Origin of the sequence: uncultured Marinobacter sp. (assembly GCF_947488835.1) — a bacterium.
GTDB lineage: Bacteria > Pseudomonadota > Gammaproteobacteria > Pseudomonadales > Oleiphilaceae > Marinobacter.
Window position 1 is genome coordinate 509,103 of the sequence record NZ_CANLBK010000001.1, and the last position, 21,547, is coordinate 530,649.

Genomic DNA, 21,547 nt, shown 5'->3' on the forward strand with positions numbered 1-21,547 from the left:
GTCTGGACAACTGTGAACTACAGGGGATTTACGAGGATTCTAGAGAGATGTGATCAACTTAGACAGGTCTTTTTACTGCCTGTATTCGTAGGAAAAATGGCGGTGGGCCAGGGATTCGAACCCCGGGAAGGCTACAAACCTTCGGCGGTTTTCAAGACCGCTGCATTCGGCCACTCTGCCAGCCCACCGTTTTTCCATTGCTGCCTAGCGACAGCGGTGTGCATGATACCGGAATTGTCTGTGCTGTCAACGCCCTGCACAAAACTCCATGCAAATTTGAACATTAACTGTGTTTAATGGAATCTCAGGACGACTTTCGTGTCGTAAATGATTGAAAGTTGAGAATTCGACATTATGATAGTGTGTAATTCTAGGTGATTGGCGTCTATCAGGCTTTGGGCCTGACGCCCGTAACCAACCAAGTTGCATTTAACCGGAGATCAGAATGCAAAACAGACAGTTCAACGCTCAGCAGAACCGCAATGGCATGATTGCCCGTGGGTCCGCTACCGCACCAATGAGTGCGTCAGCTACCAAGGTTTTGCGTAACACCTACACCCTGCTGGCAATGACGCTGGTATTCAGTGCTGTCATGGCAAGCGTATCCATGTCTATTGGCTTGAGCCAGGGCGCAAGCCTTGTATGCAGCCTGGGCGCACTCGCTCTGATCTGGTTTGTACTCCCGCGTACCGCGAACAGTTCTGCTGGCATTGCCGTAGTATTTGCTTTCACGGGTCTGCTGGGACTATCCCTTGGGCCAATCCTGTTCTACTACCTGCAGTTCCCAAATGGTGGTCAGATCATCATGCAAGCCCTCGGCGGCACCGGTCTGGTGTTTTTCGCCCTGTCCGGCTACGTGCTAACCACCAAGAAAGACTTCAGCTTCATGCGCGGCATGCTGGTTGCTGGTCTGGTAGTGGTGCTGGTTGCAGCATTGGGAGCCATGGTTGCGTCCATGTTCGGAGTTGAAGTATCAGCATTCAGCTTGGCCCTGAGCGCAGCGATCGTGTTCCTGATGTCTGGTTTCATCCTGTACGACACCAGCCGTATCGTTAACGGTGGTGAAACCAACTACATCATGGCTACTACAGGACTGTATCTGAACATTTACAACCTGTTCGTGAGCCTGCTGCACCTTATTGGAGCTTTCTCCAACGACTAACCTCGGGGAAGCACTCCACGCAATTTGCAGTTAACGGAAACCCCGGCCTTTGCCGGGGTTTTTGCTATTGGTACACTGGCCCCATATCAGGCGAGAACCGCACCCATGGCTACCATATCTCTTCAAAACTACACACTGGTCATCACCGGAGCCCCCTACTCTTCTCAAGCGCCGCAAACAGCTCTGTCGTTTGCCAGGGCTGCGATAGCAGCGGGTCACACGGTAGACAGGGTGTTTCTTTATGGTGAAGGCGTTCACCTTGCCTCCTCACTCTCTGCGCCCCCCTCAGACGAACCCCACTGGGCAGACCAATGGTCAAGATTTCTGAGTGAAAACGCCATATCTGGTGTCGCCTGTATTGCCTCTGCCCTACGACGCGGGCTGACAAATGACTCTGAGCAAAAGCGTTACGAGTTACCTGCCAACAACATACGGGAGCCATTCATCATTGCCGGGCTTGGTGAGTGGGTAGAGGGCACTATGGCGTCTTCACGGGTACTCTATTTCCATGGCGGAGACTGACATGGGCACACTGATAGTGATCGACCAGCCTCCTTACGGAACCTGGGCGGGCCGCGAAGCTCTCGATATGGCATTTTCCCTTGCAGCATTCGACCAACCAGTTGCACTGCTGTTTACAGGTGCCGGTGTTAACTGGCTACGAAAATCTCAGGAAACTACGGGAATTGGGCAAAAGTCCGTAGAGAAAAATCTGTCTGCCGCTTTGATTTTTGGTGTTGAAGCTCTATATGCAGATGCAACAGCCTGCGCCCGTTATGGACTTGTGCCGGACAACATGGTGACAGGCGTCGCCATGGCTGAAAGCAGTGCTGAGGTAATGCGCCAACATTCACACACCGCCTTTGCAGGCTGATGCACAGACAAGCCCGGAACCCGTTATGACCGAGATTGACACTCTTCATATCCTGAACAAGGCGCCTGAGCACCCGCGCTCGGCTGAGTGCCTCCGTGCTATAGAGCCCGGGGATGCCCTGCTTCTGATTGAGAGCGCGGTGCTGACACTTGCAACCTGTAGCGAACTGCGAGCGGGCATCACCCTTTATGCACTGGCACCAGACGCGCTAGCGCGCGGTATTGCCCAAAACGCTGTGAAAGCTTCCCTTGTTGATTTCCCCGCCATGGTTGAACTGACCGCACAGGCACAGAAAGTAATAAGCTGGTAACCCATGACAAAAGCAAATACACCTGAGAGAAACAATGAAGGGTTTCTCGAAAACTCAAGCGACTGGTCGCCTGAGATCGCTGCTATCATTGCGGCAGAAGATCAAATAGGCCTCAGTGAAAAACACTGGGAAATCATCGGGTTTCTGCGGGAATTCTATAAAGAACATGAAATGTCGCCACCCTCAAACCGACTGTTCGTGAGATCGGTAAAAGAGGCTTTGGGTGAAGACAAAGGTAACAGCATATATCTTATGCAGCTTTTTCCTGGCACCCCTGCCAAAACAGCTTGCCGGATAGCAGGCCTGCCCCGGCCGACAAACTGCCTCTAGGGCTTGTGCCGTTCCAGGTCTGCTGCACTGCCAAGCAAACTGCTGAGTCCGTTCTCGAAGATACCCGAACCAAACTTCAGGAACTGCCGTGTAGACTCTTTAACGGTGCCATCCCAGGCGCTTTCGGGCAACTCCCTCAGCGTTTCAGCAACACCCACCTTTACGCCTTGGGCCACACGCGGCTCAATTTCGTCAGTCATAGCGACAATCTCAGCCACCTTTCGATCAAGATAAGGTCGAATCACAAGTAGCCAAAAGCCCAAAAGTACCGAAAGAACCGCAACGGCGGTAACAACAAACTGCGCGACCAGCATTGCCCAGGCAGGCATGATGCTCTCCTTTGAATCAATATGAAGTGACTAAAGCGCGTAATGAATCAGCGCGAAAAATTGTATGGTTCCGGCGACGGCACCAAATATGCCGCCAACAAACATCAGTTGTAGCTCCTCCTCGCGGAATGCCGGGCGGAGTATGTCCTGAAATTCTGCAGGCTGAAGTGCCTTCATTTGCCCAGCCAGGACTCTTGCCACAACGGGTGCCCGCTCCTTGTTAAAAGCAGGGTTGCTGAAGACATCCTGGGTTGCATGAAGGGCTTGCTGGTTCATCGCCTTTTTCAAATCGGTATAGCCGCTCATCCCAACCGTTACTTGGGCTGAAAGCTTCATCAACAAGGAGTTGTCCATCAAGGGCCGTAGGTGCTTTTGTATGATTGCACGGGTGCGATCGCCCCGACAGCCGTTTATCATCGCATCTGCAACCTTCTCTACCGTTATCAGCTCTTCTGCTACCAGATTTGCCCATATGTCGCTGATTTCAGGTTGGCGCCGCAGAAACAGCCCTTGAACTTTCCAGAATAGAAAACGGCGAGGTTTCAGGGGCGCAAAAATCAGATTAATCGCAAGCCAGTTGGTCACGAAGCCGATTACAAACCCGCCAACGGGCAGCAACCAGGGTTCAGGATAGATTGACCAGACCGGAGCAAGCACGCAGCCGAGGATAGCGCCGATAATGGCGCCACGATTAATGACAGATCGGAGTTCAACTGCGCCAGCCTGTTTGAATATACGATTCATCAGATCGGGGTGCTGCTTCAACTCTCTGCTTAGCAGCGCTTTGAGATCAACCAACTCATCAAGATCATCACCAAAATCCTCAACCAGGCCTTCTATGCGTGCCGGCAGTTGCTCCCGCGCCCACCGATAAATCCGCCGGCGCAAAAACATCGGCAAGTTGTCCCAAAGCACCGGCTGAATTTCGTACATCATTTCATCAATGTACTCATCAAGCCTTGGCGTTACCTGTGAAAGAACCTGCTCAACAATCTTTTGAGGCTCCAACTTTTGATAGACCGCATTCAGATCACCGAATTGCCGAAGTGTTCGATCAATACAGATATGGGCCATTTTCTCGGCTTTGCGGGGAATAACGCCTTGCCAACCGATCACACCAACGCCTAAGAACTGAACCGGGTAAAAAGACATCTGTATAGCAAGCCAGTTGGTAAACCAGCCTACCAAGGCAGCCACGATGGGCACGGAAACAAACGCAGCATCAAACAAGCGGAACCCCGGTTTTCAAATACAGGCAATTAACCTGCAGGTGTTGTCATTAGTGAACGGACGGGCGCTTCGCTGTCGCCTCTGATTGTAGAACGAATGATGCGATAGCCAGCAATTGGTGACATTGGCCGAGAAGCCATTGTTATACAGCAACTGTGGCAGCGAAATGATAAAGATATGAAGAGTTAAAAAGTAGACGAAATAAAAGTGCAACTGGACGGAAATGCAAAATGCACGCGGGATACCTGCGAAATGTTCAGCAGATATCCCGGTATTTGAAGCGAGTTCACACTAACAGTGGCAGCCAGACTTCAGGCCTGCGGGCACTATTTATTGGTAGTATGCGTTCTCGGTCTTCGTGTGATCAGTTACGTCACGAACCGCTGTAATTTCTGGCACTCTATCCTTGAGCGTGGTTTCTACACCCTGCTTGAGGGTAAGGCTAACTGCGGAACAACCTTGGCAGCCTCCACCAAATCGCAATACTGCGACAGAGCCATCCACAATCTCTACCAACGACACATCACCGCCATGGGCTGCCAGGTTCGGATTAATTTCCGAAGCCAGAACGTAGTTCACTCTATCTGGCAAAGGGGCGTTTTCATCAACGCTGGGAACCTTGGCATTTGGCGCTTTGATCGTTAGCTGGCCGCCCATCTGGTCCTTGGAATAGTCTACAAAGGCTTCTTCAAGGAAGGGTACAGAGTTGTGATCAAGATACAGTGTGAACTTTTCAAGATCTACCTGCTCATCCGTCGGTACAATCTCGTTAGGTGGACAATAAGCCAAGCAGGTTTCAGCATTTTTTGTGCCCGGCTGGGTTACGAAAATTCGTACGCCCATGCCTTCCACATCCTGCTTTTCGATAAGTTGTGCAAGATAATCCCGTGCGGGATCTGTCACAGTAACCAATGCCATGTTATCAACCCGTTGGTAAGTTTAGATTCATTTTAAGGGAGTTCGTGGCAACATGAAAGACCAACCAAATTAGTTGGTCTTTCCCAGGGTAGTGACTTTCACTTACCATAGGCTTTGCACACAAACTTGATGCAAGTAAAGAATAACTGGGTGCGGAGCTACGACTGTCGCCAGCATTTTTGCTATGATCCCGCGCCATTGGACCAAACACGCCGTTAATGACGACATCCGGAATACTGACTATGACCGATCGCAATACTCGCCTGGAACAACTTCACAAAGCCCTGCAAGAGCGCATTGTGATTCTCGACGGCGGCATGGGAACTATGATCCAGAACCTGCAACTGGACGAAAAAGCGTTCCGGGGCGATCGGTTTGCCGATTACGATCGTGAAGTAAAGGGTAACAACGACCTGCTCAACATCACCCAGCCTGCCCTGTTGCGGAATATACACGCTGACTATCTGGATGCCGGCGCGGATATTATTGAAACCAATACCTTCAACTCGACACGCGTGTCTCAATCAGACTATGGCCTTGAAGAGTTCTCCAGGGAACTGAACGTAGAGGCCGCAAAGCTCGCACGGCAGGTCGCGGATGAGTATACCGCCAAAAACCCCTCCAAGCCGAGATTTGTGGCAGGCGCCGTCGGCCCCACTTCGCGAACAGCTTCTTTGTCGCCTGACGTGAACAACCCGGGGTTTCGCAACACAAATTTCCAGAGCCTGGTAGACAACTACTACGAATCGGTTGAAGGCTTGGTTGAAGGCGGTTGTGACATCATCCTGATTGAAACCATTTTCGATACGCTTAACGCCAAAGCCGCTATTTACGCTACCCAGCAATATTTTGAAGACAGTGGCATAGAACTGCCGATCATGATTTCCGGCACCATTACCGACGCTTCTGGCCGCACCCTGTCCGGCCAGACGACCGAAGCATTCTGGAATTCTGTGGCCCATGCACGGCCGATCTCGGTGGGATTGAACTGCGCACTGGGCGCAGAGGCCCTACGCCCGTACGTAGAAGAACTGTCGGGCAAAGCCACGACCTATGTTAGCGCACACCCGAATGCCGGCCTGCCCAACGAATTCGGTGAGTATGACGAGACACCGGAAGAAATGGCCGAAATCATTGAGGGCTTCGCTCGCGATGGCTTCCTTAACATTGTTGGTGGCTGCTGTGGTTCCCGCCCGGAGCATATCGAAGCCGTGGCTAAAGCCGTTGCCAAGTACCCTCCCCGCAAGATCCCGGAGCGCCCGGAAGTACTTCGTCTTTCAGGCTTGGAACCTTTTACCGGTGACGAAAACACCCTTTTCATCAACGTGGGTGAGCGCACCAACGTTACTGGATCTAAGCGCTTTCTGCGCCTGATCAAAGAAGAGCAGTATGAGGAAGCACTGAGCGTTGCACGGGATCAGGTTGAAACCGGCGCGCAGATTATCGATATCAACATGGATGAAGGCATGCTGGATTCCAAAGAGGTGATGGTCACCTTTTTGAACCTCATTGCCTCCGAGCCGGATATCTCACGCGTTCCCATCATGCTTGATTCCTCCAAATGGGAAGTGATCGAAGCCGGTCTACGCTGTATTCAGGGTAAGGCGGTCGTTAACTCAATCAGTCTCAAAGAAGGCGAAGAGGCCTTCGTCAAGCATGCAAAGATCTGTATGCGATACGGCGCGGCTGTTGTGGTTATGGCCTTCGACGAACAGGGGCAAGCAGATACCTTCGAACGTAAAACCGAAATTTGTAAGCGGTCTTATGACGTTCTGGTCAGCATTGGCTTCAATCCGGGCGACATTATTTTCGACCCGAACGTATTTGCCATTGCTACCGGGATCGAAGAACACAACAACTACGCGGTGGATTACATCAATGCCTGCCGCTGGATTCGCAAGAACCTGCCCCACGCATCTATTTCAGGTGGCGTGAGTAACGTGTCCTTCTCCTTCCGCGGGAACGACGTGGTGCGTGAAGCGATCCACTCCGTGTTTCTTTACCATGCCATCAAAGCCGGCATGAACATGGGTATCGTAAACCCTGGTCAGCTGGTTATTTACGACGAGATTGAACCAGAACTAAAAGAACTGGTAGAAGATGTTGTGCTCAATCGTCGCGAGGACGCCACGGATCGCTTGCTGGAAATTGCCGAGCGCTTCAAGGGTAAAGGCGGCAAAACCCAGGAAGAAGATCTTGCCTGGCGCGAATGGCCGGTAATCAAGCGGCTAGAGCACTCGCTGGTGAAAGGTATTACCAACTTCATTATCGAAGATACAGAAGAATGCCGTCTGCAGGCCGAGCGCCCGATTCACGTAATCGAAGGCCCGCTAATGGACGGCATGAACGTTGTTGGCGACCTGTTCGGCGATGGTAAAATGTTTCTGCCCCAGGTGGTTAAAAGTGCCCGCGTTATGAAACAGGCAGTTGCCCACCTTATTCCCTTTATTGAAGCTGAAAAATCTGACGACCAGCAGGCTAAGGGTAAAATCCTGATGGCCACGGTTAAAGGGGACGTTCACGACATAGGTAAGAATATCGTCGGCGTAGTGCTGCAGTGCAATAACTACGAAGTGATCGACCTCGGGGTAATGGTGCCCAGCGATAAAATTCTGGCCGCCGCGAAAGAACACAATGTGGATATCATCGGCTTGAGTGGCCTCATCACGCCGTCACTGGACGAAATGGTGCATGTTGCCCGCGAGATGCAGCGCCTGGATTTCCACCTTCCATTAATGATTGGTGGTGCCACTACATCCAAAGCGCATACCGCTGTAAAAATTGAGCCCCACTATAAAAACGACATTGCCCTTTACGTGTCTGACGCCTCTCGTTGCGTGAACGTAGCATCACAGTTGCTCAGCAAAACAGCCAAGGCCAAATTGGTTAGCGATGCCCGAGAGGAATACGACATGATCCGGGAACGCCGCAAGAAGCGCGGTGACCGTACCAAGCTCGTTAGCCTGAAAGAAGCTCGGGCACGGGCACCGGAAATCAACTTTGACAACTACGTTCCACCCAAGCCGACCTTTACAGGAATACGGCGGTTTGAAGAGTACGACCTGAAGGAGCTTGAGCCCTACATCGACTGGACGCCCTTCTTCATCTCTTGGGATATCGCGGGCAAATACCCACAGGTATTCGACGACCCCAAACGCGGCGAAGCAGCTCGAAACCTGTTTGATGACGCCCGGGTCATTCTTCGCAAAATGGTTGATGAGAAGCGCGTAAGTGCTTCTGGCGTAATAGGTTTTTGGCCAGCACACCGCCGTGGCGATGACATTGTGGTATACACAGACGAAAGCCGTACTCAAGAACTAACCACTTTGCACCACTTGCGCCAGCAGGATGACAAGGCCCCGAACAAGTCGATGATGGCGCTCTCAGACTTTGTGGCAGAAGAAGATTCTGAGCATTGTGATTATGTTGGCGGCTTTGCGGTAACCACCGGCATTGGTGCAGAAGAAATGTCACTTGAGTACAAAAATGCCAACGACGATTACAACGCGATCATGGTGAAGGCTCTCGCCGACCGTTTAGCCGAGGCCTTTGCAGAACGCATGCATGAGCGGGTGCGGAAAGAGTTCTGGGCATACAACAGCGATGAGCAACTCGCCAACGAAGACCTGATCAAAGAGCGGTACCACGGTATTCGCCCGGCGCCTGGTTACCCGGCCTGCCCTGACCACACAGAGAAAGCGACTCTGTTCAAGCTACTCGATGCCACGGCCCAAACCGGTATCGAGATTACAGAAAGCTTTGCCATGTTCCCAACGGCTGCGGTTTCGGGTTGGTACTTCTCGCACCCTGAATCGAAGTTTTTCTCGGTGGGTAAAATTGGCGTAGATCAGGTTGAAGACTATGCTGAGCGTAAAGGTCTTTCCAAAGCGGAAGCAGAGCGCTGGTTAGCGCCAAGCCTTGCTTACGACCCAGCGGAGTAAAGGCCAGACTCGCACCCAATCAGGATGAGTTTTTATGGCAGACACGGCAGGCACGAAAAAAAACAAAAGTGAAAAGCCTCAAGGGCCTGGTGTTTTGAAGATAATACAAACCGTGGCCGCCGGCGCTCTGGGCGTTCAGTCCAGTAAGCGCCGGGAAGAAGATTTCGGCAGCCACAGCCCTTGGCCCTATGTGATTGGCGCCCTTCTGTTCACGGGCCTCTTTATCGGTACCCTCATTGTGGTTGTGCAGGTGGTTCTGTCTGGCCGGTAGTCCTTACTGGCCAGACACCCACAACACCGCGAATGCGACAACAAGCGCAATAATCACCACTGCCGCTACAGCGTCGATATTGCTGTCTGATTGCATCGAATCTTTCATTCCCTGCTCCTGTGTTCAGAATCTGTCAGGTTGACGTTGAGCGCATCGAGCGCTCACCTTGGTTTCTCCCTATCAGTAAAGCAGCAAATTGATATTCGTCCAGCCCGCAATACGCTGCCTTATCACCTTAATCGATAAACATATCTTGAAATAATCGTTTCTAGTATAAGGGGCGACTGTTATCCTGCGTTTCAGATATAAGCCCGGGCTTCCGGGCGTTAGCCATTACGACGCTACTATCCAGGGTTTTCCTATTATGTACGTATACGACGAGCACGATCGGCAAATGGCCGCCGAGCGGGTTGCACAATTCCGGGACCAGACCGCACGGGCACTGGCCGGAGAATTGGCAGAAGACGAGTTCCTGCCCCTTCGCTTGCAGAACGGGCTCTACGTTCAGCGGCTTGCACCCATGCTGCGTATTTGTGTGCCTTACGGCATGCTGCGTTCTGCTCAACTGCGTCGTCTGGCCCGGATAACCCGGGATTATGACAAGGGCTATGCGCACTTCACTACGCGCCAGAACATTCAGTTAAACTGGCCCAATCTGGAAGATGTGCCAGACATTCTCGCCGAGTTGGCGGAAGTCGAAATGCATTCCAACCAGACCAGCGGTAACTGCATCAGAAACACCACAACTGACCAGTTTTCAGGTGTTCAGTCTGATGAACTTACAGATCCTCGGCCTTACTGCGAAATCATTCGCCAGTGGTCTACTTTTCATCCGGAGTTCGCATACCTGCCCCGGAAGTTCAAAGTTGCAGTCAATGCCTCCGAGAAAACCGACAGAGCGGCCATTCAGGTTCACGACATAGGCCTTCAGATTGTACGCAATGATGCCGGCGAACTGGGCTTCCGCGTGCACGTAGGTGGTGGCCTTGGGCGCACACCCATGGTGGCTCCGGTTATTCGTGAGTTCCTCCCAGAACTCGACCTGCTGACCTACCTGGAATCGGTACTCCGCGTTTATAACCGCTATGGCCGTCGTGATAACAAGTTTAAAGCCCGTATCAAGATTCTGGTAAAAGCGTTAACGCCTGAGGGCTTTGCGGAAAAGGTTGAGGCTGAGTGGGCTCACACCAAGGACTCCCCTAGCCGGCTTACTCCTGAGGCCATCGATCGCATCAAGACCTACTTTACCGAGCCAGCCTATGTCAGCCTGGACAACGCAACGGAACTTCTCGCTCAGCAAAGGTTCGAAAACCGTGGCTTTGACCAGTGGCTTAAGTACAACGTGGATGTTCACAAAAAGCCCGGGTACGCGATTGTTTCGCTGACCATGAAAGAAACCGGGACTCCCCCGGGAGATGTAACCGATCGCCAACTGGAGCAAATCGCCGATTTGGCCGATGAATACAGCTTCGGCGAAGTACGGGTAACCCATGAGCAGAACGTGGTTCTTGCGGATGTCCGCCAGGATCAGTTGCTGGAGCTGTGGGAGCAGTTAGGCCCCATGGGTTTCGCCACAGCAAACCTGAACATGCTTACGGATATTATCTGCTGCCCCGGCGGCGATTTCTGTGCGCTGGCTAATGCCAAGTCCATTCCTGTAGCAGAAGCCATTCAGCGTCGTTTCGATAACCTGGATTTCTTGTACGATCTTGGTGAGATTGATTTGAATATATCAGGTTGCATGAACGCCTGTGGTCATCACCACGTTGGAAACATCGGTGTTCTGGGTGTCGATAAAAAGGGTCAGGAGTTCTATCAGGTTAGCCTGGGAGGCACGTCACAGCACGATGCAACAATTGGCAAGATCCTGGGGCCATCTTTCGCTCAGGATGATATGCCGGATGTAATCGCCAAGATCATTGATGTTTACGTTAACAAGCGCACGGAGGAGGAATCGTTTCTGGATACCTACCGTCGTGTTGGAATTGATGCTTTCAAGGAGCGGGTTTATGCCTGACGTTATTTTCCGGGATGGCAGCATCCGTCAGAATCAGTGGAACGTTATTTCCCGCCCCGAGAGTGGCGAAGCTCTGGATATTCCAGCCCAGCGGCGTGTGTTGATTCCAGCTGATCTTTGGGTGGCCAATCGTGATCAGTACGCGGGCAACGAGGATGTTGGTGTTTGGCTCGACAGTCATGATGAGCCCGAGATTCTCGCGGAATATGTGAACGATCTGTCCATGATTGCGGTTAACTTCCCCAAGTTCAGCGATGGCCGGGGTTACAGCACTGCTCGCCTTTTGAGGGAGCGGTTTGGCTATAAAAATGAGCTGCGGGCGATTGGTGATGTGCTGTTGGATCAGCTTCAGTTTATGAAGCGCTGTGGTTTCGATACTTATGAGCTGCGCCCTGATAAGGATATTCGCAAGGCTGCACGGTGCTTGAATTTCTTTAGTCAGGGGTATCAAGCGGCTACGGATACTGATTTGCCTTTGTTTCGGCGTCGGGCTTCTTGATGGTCTGATCCGGAGTCCGGCATCAGAGCCGGGCCTTTAGTCAAAACACGCTGTGGATACGTCCTTGTACGCTTGGCTCCGCCATCCATGGCTACGCACAGTTTTGACTAAAGGCCCGGCTCTGATGCCTCAAACTTTGGCAGTTTACGCCGAGTGATCCAGAACAATTTTCCCTGCCGACTCGCCTTTCAGGAACGCTTTTAAAGCAGTATCGAGATCTGCGCGTCCAATTTTACTGGCAGACGCTTCCGTCTTCTCGCACTTCCAGTCACCCGCAAACTTTTTCCACACCACTTCCTTTTCCGCCAGCGGAATTTCCACTGAATCCACGCCCAGCAGGTTTACGCCCCGCAGGATGAATGGAAGCACTGTGGTTTGTAGCTGCACACCGGCGACCAGGCCGCAGCAAGATACAGAACCACCGGGTTTGATTTGCTTTAGAAGTTCAGCCAAAGGTGAGCCGCCTACTGTGTCCACAGCGTTGGCGAAGGTCGGCTTCAGCAAGGGCTTCTTGTCTTCGGTCAGTGCGTCGCGGCCAACTACTTCAGTGGCGCCCAAGGCTGTGAGGCTATCTGTATGATCTGCTTTGCCGCTGATTGCCACTACGTCGAAGCCCAGTTGCGCCAGCAGCTCTACTGCAACACTGCCAACTGCGCCTGAGGCGCCGGAGACGGCCACTTTGCCTTGTTCTGGCCTGGCACCCATGGTCAAGAGTTTTTGTACGCACAGACCGGCAGTGAGGCCTGCGGTGCCGTAGATCATGGCAGTTTTAGCATCCCATCCAGAAGGCATGGGAACACACCATGCAGCGGGTACGCGGATGTATTCGCCAAAACCGCCAGCGGTGTTCATGCCCAGGTCGTAACCGGTTACGATAACCTGACTGCCAACAGCCGGAGTGCCGGTGGCAGATTCAACAACCTCTCCAGCGGCGTCGATACCGGGTGTGTGTGGAAACGACCGGCTAACGCCTTTGTTACCAGAGGCCGAGAGGGCGTCTTTGTAGTTCAGTGAGGAGTAGCTGACTTTTATCAGTACTTCGCCCGCCGGGAGATCGGCCGTGCTCAGGGTCTGTTCTGTGCCTTTATAGTTGCCCTCATGCTCGTCAACTCGCCAGGCGTTGAATTCGACATTGCTGGTCATAGCCTTCTCCACGTTCTATTAGCTACTGAATGTTCTGGTTGCGAAATGCGCTCAACACTTTCCATACGGTGTGCTCGAGGGCGGCGCTGGTCGCGAGCCCAAGCTTTTCAGGCAAGGTTTTTTTGCGCTCGAATGACACCGATACTACGTCTGCCCTCTCACAAGCTTCAATGAGATATTCGTCGGAGGTTTTAATCTCGTCAATCAATTTTACGTCCAGTGCACGCTTCCCAAACCATATATCCCCGGTAGCTACCGCTGCTATATCCAACTCTGGCCGGCGTTCGCTAACGTAGTCTTTGAACAGGTCGTGGGTGTCTTCCAGATCCGACAGAAATTTCTGCCTGCCCTTATCGGTGTTCTCACCAAATATGGTCATGGTGCGCTTATGCTCGCCCGCCGTCAGGATCTCGAAGTCGACATCGTTTTTCTTGAGCAGGCGATGGAAGTTCGGCAACTGGGCGACAACACCAATCGAACCAAGAATCGCAAACGGCGATGCAATGATGCGGTCTGCCACGCAGGCCATCATGTACCCACCGCTTGCCGCGACTTTGTCGACGCAAGCTGTCAAGTGAATGCCTTTGCCTCGGATACGATCAAGCTGTGCAGCAGCCAGCCCATAGGAATGCACCAGCCCGCCTCCGCTTTCCAGCCGGATGACGACTTCATCTTTACCGGGTTCGGCCACGCTCAACACGGCAGAGATCGCCCTGCGCAGTGGATCGGTATCACTGGCTTTGATATCACCGTCAAAATCCAGCACAAAAAGCCGTGCCGGCGTTGCTTCTGGCTCACCTGCGTCCGGTTTTTTTGCTTTCTCAGCCTTCTTTTCGGCTTTCTCTTTTTTCTTTTTAGCCTTGCCCCAGGCTTTCAGCTCTTGCTCCGTCATCAGGCGTGCCTGAATCGACTCACGCAATTTACGGTACTTATCGTTGAGCTTACGGATCTGCAACTCTCCGTCGTCATCTTCTCCATCTTTATCCTTATGGGTGGCTGCAATAATGATAGAGACAACAACCACTGCCGCAATAACAAAGGTGACCACTTTGGCCAAAAACAAACCGTATTCTGTCAGGAACTCCAAATCACTTCTCCAGCGAGTTAAGCAAGCACGAGAGTGTAACTTACCGAAACTCTGGTGATAAGCAGAGCAAAATTATTAAAACAAGCGTTCGATCGGGCTTGACAGGGGTTAAGTCTCACCATAAAGTCGGAAAGCGAAGTCGGCTCTATCCGGCAGCTGCCAACGATGGCTTGTGTAGCCAAGCATACATAGCAGTTTTAAAGACAAGACAACCACTAAACAAAGGGTAAACAAATGTCTGTAGATCAAATCTTTGAAAAGCTCGAGCAGAACTTCAATGCAGATGCCGCGCAGGGCCTGGATCTGGTATTCCAGTTTGATATCGAAGACGACAAGACCCACCACCTGGTCATCAAAGACGGCACATGCAAGCTGCACGAAGGCCCGCATGACGATCCTTCTGTAACACTGATCATGAACTCAGAAACCCTTCAGGGTATCGTTTCCGGCGAAACCGATGGCATGCAAGCCTTTATGGCTGGCCAGCTGCGCGCTGAAGGCGACATGATGCTGGCTACCAAGCTGGGCGAGCTTTTCAACATGGGCTGATTGCGCCCTGTTGAGCAGATTAAAGCTCATAAAAAAACCCGCGCTTGGCGCGGGTTTTTTGTTCTCTGGAGAAGAGTTTTCAGACTTCCACTAAAGATCCACATCATCCAGAGATGTTTCCGCCAAACGAAGCAGATCTACGTTACTCTCCTCACGCTTGCCAATCCCCTCAATGTAGTACTCAAGCGATGTCAGAGCATCCGCCAGCGCTTCCAGAACCTGGTTCCCCGGCGCTTCACGAGAATCCAGCATGCGCTCCTGAATAGAGGCTGCCACACGCTCAAGCACGTGGGCAGCGCCCGGATCATTTATCATCTGCAACCCACCCCAAATACTGTGCAGGGTTGCGGGCAGATTCGCCAAATGAAGCTTGTCATAATCCGACTCCACGAAGGCGGTAATCGCGCGCTTCGCCAGCGTTAATGCTCCGCGGGCTTCATCCGCAACCACATACACGGCCTCCTTGAAGTACATAGACTCTTCATGGCTGCGCTCAGTGCCCGCCAGTGCGTCAGTTTCAGCGGTAATACCCCGGCTGACGATCTGCATAACAGCGTCTTCAATACCCAGTACCGAATCCGCAAGGCGGAATAGCTCTTCTTCTCCAGGTAGCCGTGATTCTGCTTCCCAGTTGCGGAGCTTGCCTGCTTCTTCGCGGGCAATGGTGGCAAGCCGATTAAGGTCCAGCATAACCAAGGTGTTAGAAAGGCGCTCCAGCGCATCGGCAATGGAGGAAAGCTCTGCCAGATCCGGCTCTATGCCACGCTCGATAATGTCCAGTTTATCTTTTAGCTGGTTGAGCTCATCTTGCAGTGCCTCGGATAACGACGTCAGTACGTCAGTACCAGGCCCATACAATCGTCTTGCATGGGCTTCGAGGATGGAATCCGGAAATTCGGCTGGTGCGAGCTGGAATTCTGAAAGCACACGCGTCACTTCGGGATTGCCGGAGCCGCTGCGGTAGAGCAGATATACCAGGTCGCGAATAAGCGAGTCCGGAGCATCTTTTGCAGTCGCTACCTTGCCAACATACACCAGTTCCCGAGAGTATTTTTCAATACGCATAAACGTGCGCTTTCGAGCTTTGGTAAACGGCATGGCACGGTCAAGCATGGTGTCAGCCACGATAGCAACGAGGCACCACATTTGCCCCATTGGGGCACCCTGACACAAACGAACAAAGCCCCGAGCGGCCCGGCTTATGAGCTTTTGGCTCACCACAGGGTTTCGATCCCTGAGAATACCCAACAAAGCTACCTGAAATGTAAGGCGCATCCGCCGAGCAACAATTTCGTATTCGGCCTCATTACCCTCAAAATCAGGAACTTTTAAACCAGCGCAAAAATTCCGTTGATCTTTTATGTCGACATCGAAAAAGCAGGACTCGGGATAAGGCTTTTCCCGGCGAGCTTCACGAAGGTCGTTTATAACAGGCAGTAACAACTCGGGATGGTCTGCGCGCTGCTGATGGTAGTACTCCACATAGCGGCGAAGGATAAACAGCGCATTGCTTAAGGTGGTGAGTAATATGTTCTTGTCATCGTTGGCGCCGACAGGAACATCGTTGGCCATGGCCACGGCTTCCTGGCACAAAAGCGTGCCGCCGCGAAGCTCCACCAGGATAAAGATGCCACGAAGCTGGTTGAGGAAATCCAGGCAGTTCTGCAAATCCTCTCCGCTTTCACGGTTTTCCTGAAAGCGCTCAAGACTGGATTCTGCCTGCTTGATGGTCTGCTCTATTTCACTTTTGACCAGATCAAACGACTGCGATTTCGTCGCAAGAGACGATTAAACCATAAACGCTTCCTGTTAATCTGCGGAAACTACCGCACCTTCCTAGTGAACTGTAGGCCGGCAAGGGTGGGTGCCAGACCTTTTTGTTATGGAGCCGGCTCAAACTCTCCTGACCTGAGCCCGTGCACTCTGCACGAAAAAACTGACGTACTTATCACTACTTATAACATAAAACTCGAGTACCTCAACAAGGCTGGCGTGTAACAATTAGTACAGGCCGACACAGTTCTCATTCTAGGCCTTCAAGTTTACTCCAGACAGTTTCACCTGCTTTCTTTTCCATAGCAGACATGAACGCTTGATGCGCCTCCAATTCAGCATCTGTAGCGCCAACAACAGGCAGCGCAGGACGGCTTGAGCTCAACCGGCGAACACCTCCGCCCAAGCCTCCATTCTCCGACCCGGCATCCAGTGACAACGCTGTCTGGCCACCGGTGAGAAGCAGGAACACCTCCGCCAGGATCTCGGCATCCAGCAGAGCTCCGTGAAGCTCACGGTTGCTGTTGTCAACGCCGTAGCGTTTGCACAGGGCATCGAGGTTATTCTTCTGCCCTGGGTGCTTCGCTCGAGCTATCGCAAGCGAGTCCACAACACCACAATGGTCCGCAGTTTTGCGCACAGGCCTGATTCGGCCAAACTCCGAATCCATGAAACCCACGTCAAAGGCGGCATTGTGAATAACAAGCTCTGCACCCTTGATGAACTCGAAAAACTCGTCAGCAATGTCTGCAAATTTGGGCTTATCAACGAGAAATTCGTTGGTGATCCCGTGAATAGTGATAGCTTCGGCTTCGATCTCCCGCTCAGGGTTCACGTACACATGGTAGTTACGCCCTGTGAGCTTGCGCTCCATCATCTCGACACACCCGATCTCGATGATCCGGTGACCTTGCGCCGGGTCAATACCGGTTGTTTCTGTATCCAGTATTATCTGTCTCATAAATCCCACATTAATCCAGTTCAGCAACGCCCTTGTTCGCAAGCTCGTCTGCGAGTTCGTTATCCGGCACACCTGCGTGGCCTTTTACCCAATGCCAGTTAACCTTATGCTTCTTCGTTTCCGAATCCAGTTCACGCCATAGGTCATCATTTTTAACCGGCTTTTTTGCAGAAGTTTTCCAGCCGTTACGCTTCCACCCGGAAAGCCATTCTGTAATTCCTTTCCGGACATACTGGGAGTCCGTGTACAACTCCACTTCACAATCGCGCTTGAGAGCTTTTAACCCCTGGATTGCAGCCATCAACTCCATGCGGTTATTCGTAGTGTGCCGTTCTCCACCGTGCATGGTTTTTACTGCGTCACCATAACGCAATACAACACCCCAACCACCTCGCCCCGGGTTCCCCTTACAAGCGCCATCGGTATATACAATTACCTTTCCGGACATTCAAACTCCCGCATGTATTTCAGTTTAGCGGCCTTTTAAGGCCGGTCAGTCTTCAGGGTGCTCGCAGCTCTGTGGCGGACACGCTCTCGCCGCACCAACTGTGCGTTTTCCCGACAGACCCAGAACGCTGCTTTGTCGCCAAACATGTCGCCGTGGAATCCGGGCACACACCCTTTTTTTTGCAAGGATACAGTAATAGGCACCAACCGGCAGAAACCCGTAAGCTGACATACGCTCGCCCAGCGCGCCCGTCCCTTTGCGACCACTGCGCTGCAAAGGTAATCGATAGAATCGGGTCAGGGATGTTTCAATCTGAAAGTCCAGCAAGTGAAGCCAATCCTCCATTCGCCCCCGGGACAGGAACCGCCCACCCCACGGCCCTCCATTATGACGCGATATCAGCCTTCGCACCCCCCAAAAGCTGACAGGATTAAAGCCAATCAGCGCAATCATGCCATCACCTCGCAACACGCGGGCAGCCTCTCGCAAAACCTGATGGGGATCGGGCGAAAAGTCCGCAGTATGATGGAGTACCACCAGATCCATGGAGTCCCCGGGGAAAGGCAACTCGTCCGCATCGCACACAACCACGCCCTCAGGTATGTTGGCAAAACAACTGGGGGTAGTCATGATCTTTTGAGAAAAGTCAGTCCCATTAGCCAAGGGAAGCCGGTGACTGACACCGACTTGAAGTTGCCGAGCTCCAGTCAACCTCTTCAGCCGCTGCTCAAGAAAGGCCCGTTGATCTGCCAGAAGCCTGCGCCCGAGCGGTGTCTGAAACCAATTCTCAAAGCTCTCGCTCCTTGATGAATAATCAACCATCTGGGCATTCTTCACACTACCTATACTCCCGCGTTGAATAACCGGATGGAATACCAGGGTTTCACCGGCTGTTGGGGCTACGACCTTAATGCTCTATCATATTAGCCACACTTGCCAAGCATTTACGGGGACATCTGATGCTCACCATCTCTGCCATACCGGCGTTCAGCGATAACTATATCTGGTGTATTGCCGATACAGATACCGGCAAAGCCCTGATTGTGGACCCAGGCCAGGCGAAGCCGGTTCAGGAACACCTTGCAAAACAGGGGCTGACACTGGACACCATTCTCGTTACCCATCACCACCCTGATCACGTAGGGGGAATCAAGGACCTCGTTCAGGACAATCCCGACTGCCGCGTAACCGGGCCTGCAGAATCACCCTTTAAAGGTAGCACCAACGTTGTTCATCCGGGCGATGAAGTGGTTTGGAGAGACATTACTTTTCAGGTGATGAGTGTTCCGGGACACACGCTCGATCACATTGCCTACTTCACAGACACTAAAATTAATGGACGCCCCGCTCTATTCTGTGGCGATACGCTTTTCGTAATTGGCTGCGGCCGATTATTTGAAGGCACCCCGTCCCAGATGCTGGAGTCTCTCAAGTCTATTCGCGAACTCCCAGGTGAAACGGCTATTTATTGCGCCCATGAGTACACTCTTTCAAACCTACGCTTCGCCCGCAGCTTGCTACCGGATGACAGCAAGCTTGAAGCCTTTGAACGTGCGTGCAAAGACAAGCGGGATGCAGGTGAGCCAACTGTGCCGTCGATACTTGATGAAGAAAAACAGCTTAACCCGTTTTTGCGCTGGGACGATCCCCAGGTTGTAAGTGCGGCCAAACGCTACGCTGCCGGGCAAGGTCTGCCGGCGGATTCAGACAGTGCGATCTTTGCAGCCATACGCCACGGTAAAGATAACTTTTGATCGGTTAACAAAACCTCTCATTGTCGTAACGAGAGGTTTCTTGACCCTATTAAACGAGCTCCCATAGAATCCTTTAAACTTTTGCTCGTAACTCATTAAATATGCCGGGTTTTTAGACATAAGCCCAGCGGAATATCAGATTCGGAATCCGCCTATGTTGGTCAAACGTTTGCCCCTGCTTTTTATCCTCGGTGCTTTGGCGGGTGGCTGCAGCTCTCTCTATTTGTCTAAAGATTCAGCATCTCAAAGTCCGCTGGAGTCTGAAGAAGTAACCCTCGCTGCCGGTGATGAAGAGCTTAAGGAGTCTGTTGAAACCGGCAAAGACAGTGATGCAGTGCGCAATGAGCCGCTGGACGACGCAATCGCGCCAGAGCTTAAAGCAGCCGCACGGGATGCACGGGAAAAATTGGACAATCCTGAACAGAACATCACCGCAGACGCCGCCGGAGAGGCGGATATGTGGGACCGGCTCAGGGCCGGATTCATGCTCGACCACGATGTTGATGACAAGCGCGTAGAAGACCAGTTGAACTGGTACGCACGGCATCCGAACTACATTAACCGCGTCGTTGAGCGCGGAAGCCGGTATCTGTACCACATTGTTAATGAAACAGAGAAACGTGGTCTACCAGCTGAATTCGCCCTGCTACCCGTCGTTGAGAGTGCGTTCGATCCGTTTGCATATTCCCACGGCCGGGCAGCCGGGCTCTGGCAATTTATTCCTTCAACAGGTAAGTATTTCGGCCTGACCCAAAGCTGGTGGCACGATGACCGCCGCGATGTAATAGCCGCCACAGATGCTGCCCTCACCTATCTCGACCGCCTGACCAACCGCTTTGGTGGTGACTACACACTCGCACTGGCCGCCTACAACAGTGGCGGGGGCACCGTTTCAATTGCCATGCGCCGGAACCGGAACAGCAACAAGCCCGAGGATTTCTGGTCGCTGCAATTACCACAGGAAACACGCCACTACGTGCCCAAGCTGATTGCGCTGGCAAAGATATTCGATGACCCGAAAGCCTACGGCATAGAGCTTCCAACGCTCAAAGACGAACCCTATTTCGACATCGTCGAAACCGGCGGGCAACTGGATCTCGCCCAGGCTGCAGAACTTGCGAGCGTCGACATTGACGAAATCTATCTGCTTAATCCTTCGTATAACCGTTGGGCGACCTCTCCAGAAGGCCCGCACCGTTTGCTCGTGCCCCACCAGAATGCCGAAAGCTTCCGTACGGCTTTAGCGAACATTCCACCAGAAAAACGAGTGTCCTGGCGCAACTATGTCGTCAAATCCGGAGATAGTCTGAACACTATCTCCAGAAAGTTTTCCACCACCCCTGCGGTGCTGCAGCAGGTCAACAACCTCAACGGCGACCTTATCCGCATTGGCCAACGGCTGATGATCCCTTCAGCTTCAAAGAATTCCGACGCCTACGCTCTCAGCGCGTCCCAGCGGCTTGAGCGCAAGCAGGACAAAAAGCGGTCGGGAAGCAAGCTGCGTTACACTGTGCGCCGCGGCGACACCTTCTGGGATATTGCGCGAGAACATCGGGTTTCAGTGCGCCAGGTGGCGGCCTGGAACGGTATGGCACCCGGAGACCCGCTGATCCCCGGAAAAGAACTGGTGATCTGGTCAAATACCGCACAACCCACTATTGCCTCAGCTGGCAGCACCCGTGGCAAAGCCATGGTTCGAAAGGTGGGATACCGCGTTCGTAAAGGCGACTCCCTTGCCCTCATTGCGAATCGTTTCTCGGTAAACGTGCGCGACATCGCAAGCTGGAACGATCTGAATACCTCCCGTTATCTGCAACCAGGGCAAAGTCTGGTACTCTACGTCGACATCCGGAACAGCCCCTGATTGTTAACTTTTCAGGGCCGGAACTTTCAGTAAGTATAAGAATCATAAAAATTTAGCAGACAGGAGCGCGGGGCAGGATGCCCCCGC

General features: G+C 52.5%; 21 protein-coding genes and 1 tRNA gene. 12 read left to right on the top strand and 10 right to left on the bottom strand.

The features are described 5' to 3' along the window. Window positions 1–97: 97 nt before the first annotated feature. Window positions 98–188 (bottom strand) — tRNA-Ser (locus tag Q0824_RS02405). Window positions 189–445: 257 nt separating this feature from the next. Between Q0824_RS02405 and Q0824_RS02410 the strand changes: the two genes are divergently transcribed. From Q0824_RS02410 to Q0824_RS02430, 5 genes are all read left to right on the top strand, one after another. Continuing rightward, entirely contained in the window at window positions 446–1,162 is a 717-nt protein-coding gene (locus Q0824_RS02410; RefSeq protein WP_366521620.1) for a Bax inhibitor-1/YccA family protein, read from the top strand. Between the two features lie 105 nt (window positions 1,163–1,267). Beyond that, window positions 1,268–1,684: a sulfurtransferase complex subunit TusD gene (tusD, locus tag Q0824_RS02415; RefSeq protein WP_298447201.1), complete on the top strand. Its 417-nt coding sequence runs from the start codon at window positions 1,268–1,270 to the stop codon at window positions 1,682–1,684. A gap of 1 nt (window position 1,685) precedes the next feature. Next, complete coding sequence (locus Q0824_RS02420; RefSeq protein WP_298447202.1) at window positions 1,686–2,036, top strand: DsrE family protein; 351 nt, start codon at window positions 1,686–1,688, stop codon at window positions 2,034–2,036. 25 nt (window positions 2,037–2,061) lie between these two features. Further along, window positions 2,062–2,346 carry a sulfurtransferase complex subunit TusB gene (gene tusB / locus Q0824_RS02425; RefSeq protein ID WP_298447204.1) on the top strand — a complete coding sequence of 95 codons (285 nt, stop codon included), beginning with the start codon at window positions 2,062–2,064 and terminating at the stop codon, window positions 2,344–2,346. 3 nt (window positions 2,347–2,349) lie between these two features. After that, window positions 2,350–2,676 (top strand): TusE/DsrC/DsvC family sulfur relay protein, encoded by a 327-nt coding sequence (locus Q0824_RS02430; RefSeq protein WP_298447206.1) that lies wholly within the window; start codon window positions 2,350–2,352, stop codon window positions 2,674–2,676. On the opposite strand, the gene Q0824_RS02435 is transcribed toward Q0824_RS02430, so the two are convergent. From Q0824_RS02435 to nfuA, 3 genes are all read right to left on the bottom strand, one after another. After that, a complete protein-coding gene (locus Q0824_RS02435; RefSeq protein WP_298447208.1) occupies window positions 2,673–3,005 on the bottom strand; it encodes a hypothetical protein in 333 nt (110 codons plus the stop codon). The genes Q0824_RS02430 and Q0824_RS02435 overlap by 4 nt on opposite strands. Window positions 3,006–3,035: 30 nt before the next feature. Continuing rightward, complete coding sequence (locus Q0824_RS02440; protein WP_298447210.1) at window positions 3,036–4,235, bottom strand: hypothetical protein; 1,200 nt, start codon at window positions 4,233–4,235, stop codon at window positions 3,036–3,038. A gap of 330 nt (window positions 4,236–4,565) precedes the next feature. Next, a complete protein-coding gene (gene nfuA / locus Q0824_RS02445) occupies window positions 4,566–5,153 on the bottom strand; it encodes a Fe-S biogenesis protein NfuA (RefSeq protein WP_298447212.1) in 588 nt (195 codons plus the stop codon). 242 nt (window positions 5,154–5,395) lie between these two features. Here nfuA and metH point away from each other — a divergent pair, with 242 nt between their 5' ends. The 4 genes from metH to Q0824_RS02465 all read left to right on the top strand — a co-directional run bounded on the left by metH (window position 5,396) and on the right by Q0824_RS02465 (window position 11,881). Further along, entirely contained in the window at window positions 5,396–9,094 is a 3,699-nt protein-coding gene (gene metH, locus Q0824_RS02450; RefSeq protein WP_298447214.1) for a methionine synthase, read from the top strand. A 34-nt stretch (window positions 9,095–9,128) separates the two neighbouring features. Further along, window positions 9,129–9,365 (top strand): DUF2970 domain-containing protein, encoded by a 237-nt coding sequence (locus Q0824_RS02455; protein ID WP_298447216.1) that lies wholly within the window; start codon window positions 9,129–9,131, stop codon window positions 9,363–9,365. 364 nt (window positions 9,366–9,729) lie between these two features. Continuing rightward, on the top strand, window positions 9,730–11,382 hold the full coding sequence (locus Q0824_RS02460) for a nitrite/sulfite reductase (RefSeq protein ID WP_298447218.1): 1,653 nt from the start codon (window positions 9,730–9,732) through the stop codon (window positions 11,380–11,382). Further along, window positions 11,375–11,881 (top strand): DUF934 domain-containing protein, encoded by a 507-nt coding sequence (locus tag Q0824_RS02465; protein WP_298447220.1) that lies wholly within the window; start codon window positions 11,375–11,377, stop codon window positions 11,879–11,881. Before Q0824_RS02460 ends, Q0824_RS02465 begins: the two co-directional genes overlap by 8 nt. A gap of 144 nt (window positions 11,882–12,025) precedes the next feature. Here Q0824_RS02465 and Q0824_RS02470 read toward each other — a convergent pair whose 3' ends face one another. Further along, window positions 12,026–13,024, bottom strand: coding sequence for a YhdH/YhfP family quinone oxidoreductase (locus Q0824_RS02470; RefSeq protein ID WP_298447222.1), 999 nt, complete (start codon window positions 13,022–13,024; stop codon window positions 12,026–12,028). Window positions 13,025–13,046: 22 nt separating this feature from the next. Beyond that, window positions 13,047–14,111, bottom strand: a complete 1,065-nt coding sequence (gene sohB, locus Q0824_RS02475) for a protease SohB (RefSeq protein WP_298447224.1) — start codon at window positions 14,109–14,111, stop codon at window positions 13,047–13,049. A 234-nt stretch (window positions 14,112–14,345) separates the two neighbouring features. On the opposite strand from sohB, the gene Q0824_RS02480 reads away from it, so the two are divergent. Continuing rightward, window positions 14,346–14,660 (top strand): SCP2 sterol-binding domain-containing protein, encoded by a 315-nt coding sequence (locus Q0824_RS02480; protein WP_200200748.1) that lies wholly within the window; start codon window positions 14,346–14,348, stop codon window positions 14,658–14,660. A 90-nt stretch (window positions 14,661–14,750) separates the two neighbouring features. Here the strand turns inward: Q0824_RS02480 and Q0824_RS02485 are convergent, their stop codons facing one another. From Q0824_RS02485 to Q0824_RS02500, 4 genes are all read right to left on the bottom strand, one after another. Further along, a complete protein-coding gene (locus Q0824_RS02485; protein WP_366521634.1) occupies window positions 14,751–16,415 on the bottom strand; it encodes a chemotaxis protein in 1,665 nt (554 codons plus the stop codon). Window positions 16,416–16,683: 268 nt separating this feature from the next. Beyond that, the gene (gene dnaQ / locus Q0824_RS02490; protein WP_298447229.1) at window positions 16,684–17,394 is read right to left on the bottom strand and encodes a DNA polymerase III subunit epsilon; all 711 of its coding nucleotides are present in this window, start codon (window positions 17,392–17,394) and stop codon (window positions 16,684–16,686) included. Between the two features lie 10 nt (window positions 17,395–17,404). Beyond that, the gene (rnhA, locus tag Q0824_RS02495; RefSeq protein WP_298447230.1) at window positions 17,405–17,842 is read right to left on the bottom strand and encodes a ribonuclease HI; all 438 of its coding nucleotides are present in this window, start codon (window positions 17,840–17,842) and stop codon (window positions 17,405–17,407) included. A 45-nt stretch (window positions 17,843–17,887) separates the two neighbouring features. Next, window positions 17,888–18,679 (bottom strand): class I SAM-dependent methyltransferase, encoded by a 792-nt coding sequence (locus tag Q0824_RS02500; protein WP_298447233.1) that lies wholly within the window; start codon window positions 18,677–18,679, stop codon window positions 17,888–17,890. A 122-nt stretch (window positions 18,680–18,801) separates the two neighbouring features. On the opposite strand from Q0824_RS02500, the gene gloB reads away from it, so the two are divergent. Both gloB and Q0824_RS02510 read left to right on the top strand, forming a co-directional pair. Further along, window positions 18,802–19,596 carry a hydroxyacylglutathione hydrolase gene (gloB, locus tag Q0824_RS02505; RefSeq protein ID WP_298447235.1) on the top strand — a complete coding sequence of 265 codons (795 nt, stop codon included), beginning with the start codon at window positions 18,802–18,804 and terminating at the stop codon, window positions 19,594–19,596. Between the two features lie 154 nt (window positions 19,597–19,750). Next, entirely contained in the window at window positions 19,751–21,460 is a 1,710-nt protein-coding gene (locus Q0824_RS02510) for a LysM peptidoglycan-binding domain-containing protein (protein ID WP_298447236.1), read from the top strand. Window positions 21,461–21,547: the final 87 nt, after the last annotated feature.

Coding starts and splice junctions, on each gene's coding strand:
- Q0824_RS02410 (WP_366521620.1), top strand. CDS start 446: ATGCAAAACAGACAGTTCAACGCTCAGCAGAACCGCAATGGCATGATT.
- tusD (WP_298447201.1), top strand. CDS start 1,268: ATGGCTACCATATCTCTTCAAAACTACACACTGGTCATCACCGGAGCC.
- Q0824_RS02420 (WP_298447202.1), top strand. CDS start 1,686: ATGGGCACACTGATAGTGATCGACCAGCCTCCTTACGGAACCTGGGCG.
- tusB (WP_298447204.1), top strand. CDS start 2,062: ATGACCGAGATTGACACTCTTCATATCCTGAACAAGGCGCCTGAGCAC.
- Q0824_RS02430 (WP_298447206.1), top strand. CDS start 2,350: ATGACAAAAGCAAATACACCTGAGAGAAACAATGAAGGGTTTCTCGAA.
- Q0824_RS02435 (WP_298447208.1), bottom strand. CDS start 3,005: ATGCCTGCCTGGGCAATGCTGGTCGCGCAGTTTGTTGTTACCGCCGTT.
- nfuA (WP_298447212.1), bottom strand. CDS start 5,153: ATGGCATTGGTTACTGTGACAGATCCCGCACGGGATTATCTTGCACAA.
- metH (WP_298447214.1), top strand. CDS start 5,396: ATGACCGATCGCAATACTCGCCTGGAACAACTTCACAAAGCCCTGCAA.
- Q0824_RS02455 (WP_298447216.1), top strand. CDS start 9,129: ATGGCAGACACGGCAGGCACGAAAAAAAACAAAAGTGAAAAGCCTCAA.
- Q0824_RS02460 (WP_298447218.1), top strand. CDS start 9,730: ATGTACGTATACGACGAGCACGATCGGCAAATGGCCGCCGAGCGGGTT.
- Q0824_RS02465 (WP_298447220.1), top strand. CDS start 11,375: ATGCCTGACGTTATTTTCCGGGATGGCAGCATCCGTCAGAATCAGTGG.
- Q0824_RS02470 (WP_298447222.1), bottom strand. CDS start 13,024: ATGACCAGCAATGTCGAATTCAACGCCTGGCGAGTTGACGAGCATGAG.
- Q0824_RS02480 (WP_200200748.1), top strand. CDS start 14,346: ATGTCTGTAGATCAAATCTTTGAAAAGCTCGAGCAGAACTTCAATGCA.
- dnaQ (WP_298447229.1), bottom strand. CDS start 17,394: ATGAGACAGATAATACTGGATACAGAAACAACCGGTATTGACCCGGCG.
- rnhA (WP_298447230.1), bottom strand. CDS start 17,842: ATGTCCGGAAAGGTAATTGTATATACCGATGGCGCTTGTAAGGGGAAC.
- gloB (WP_298447235.1), top strand. CDS start 18,802: ATGCTCACCATCTCTGCCATACCGGCGTTCAGCGATAACTATATCTGG.
- Q0824_RS02510 (WP_298447236.1), top strand. CDS start 19,751: ATGTTGGTCAAACGTTTGCCCCTGCTTTTTATCCTCGGTGCTTTGGCG.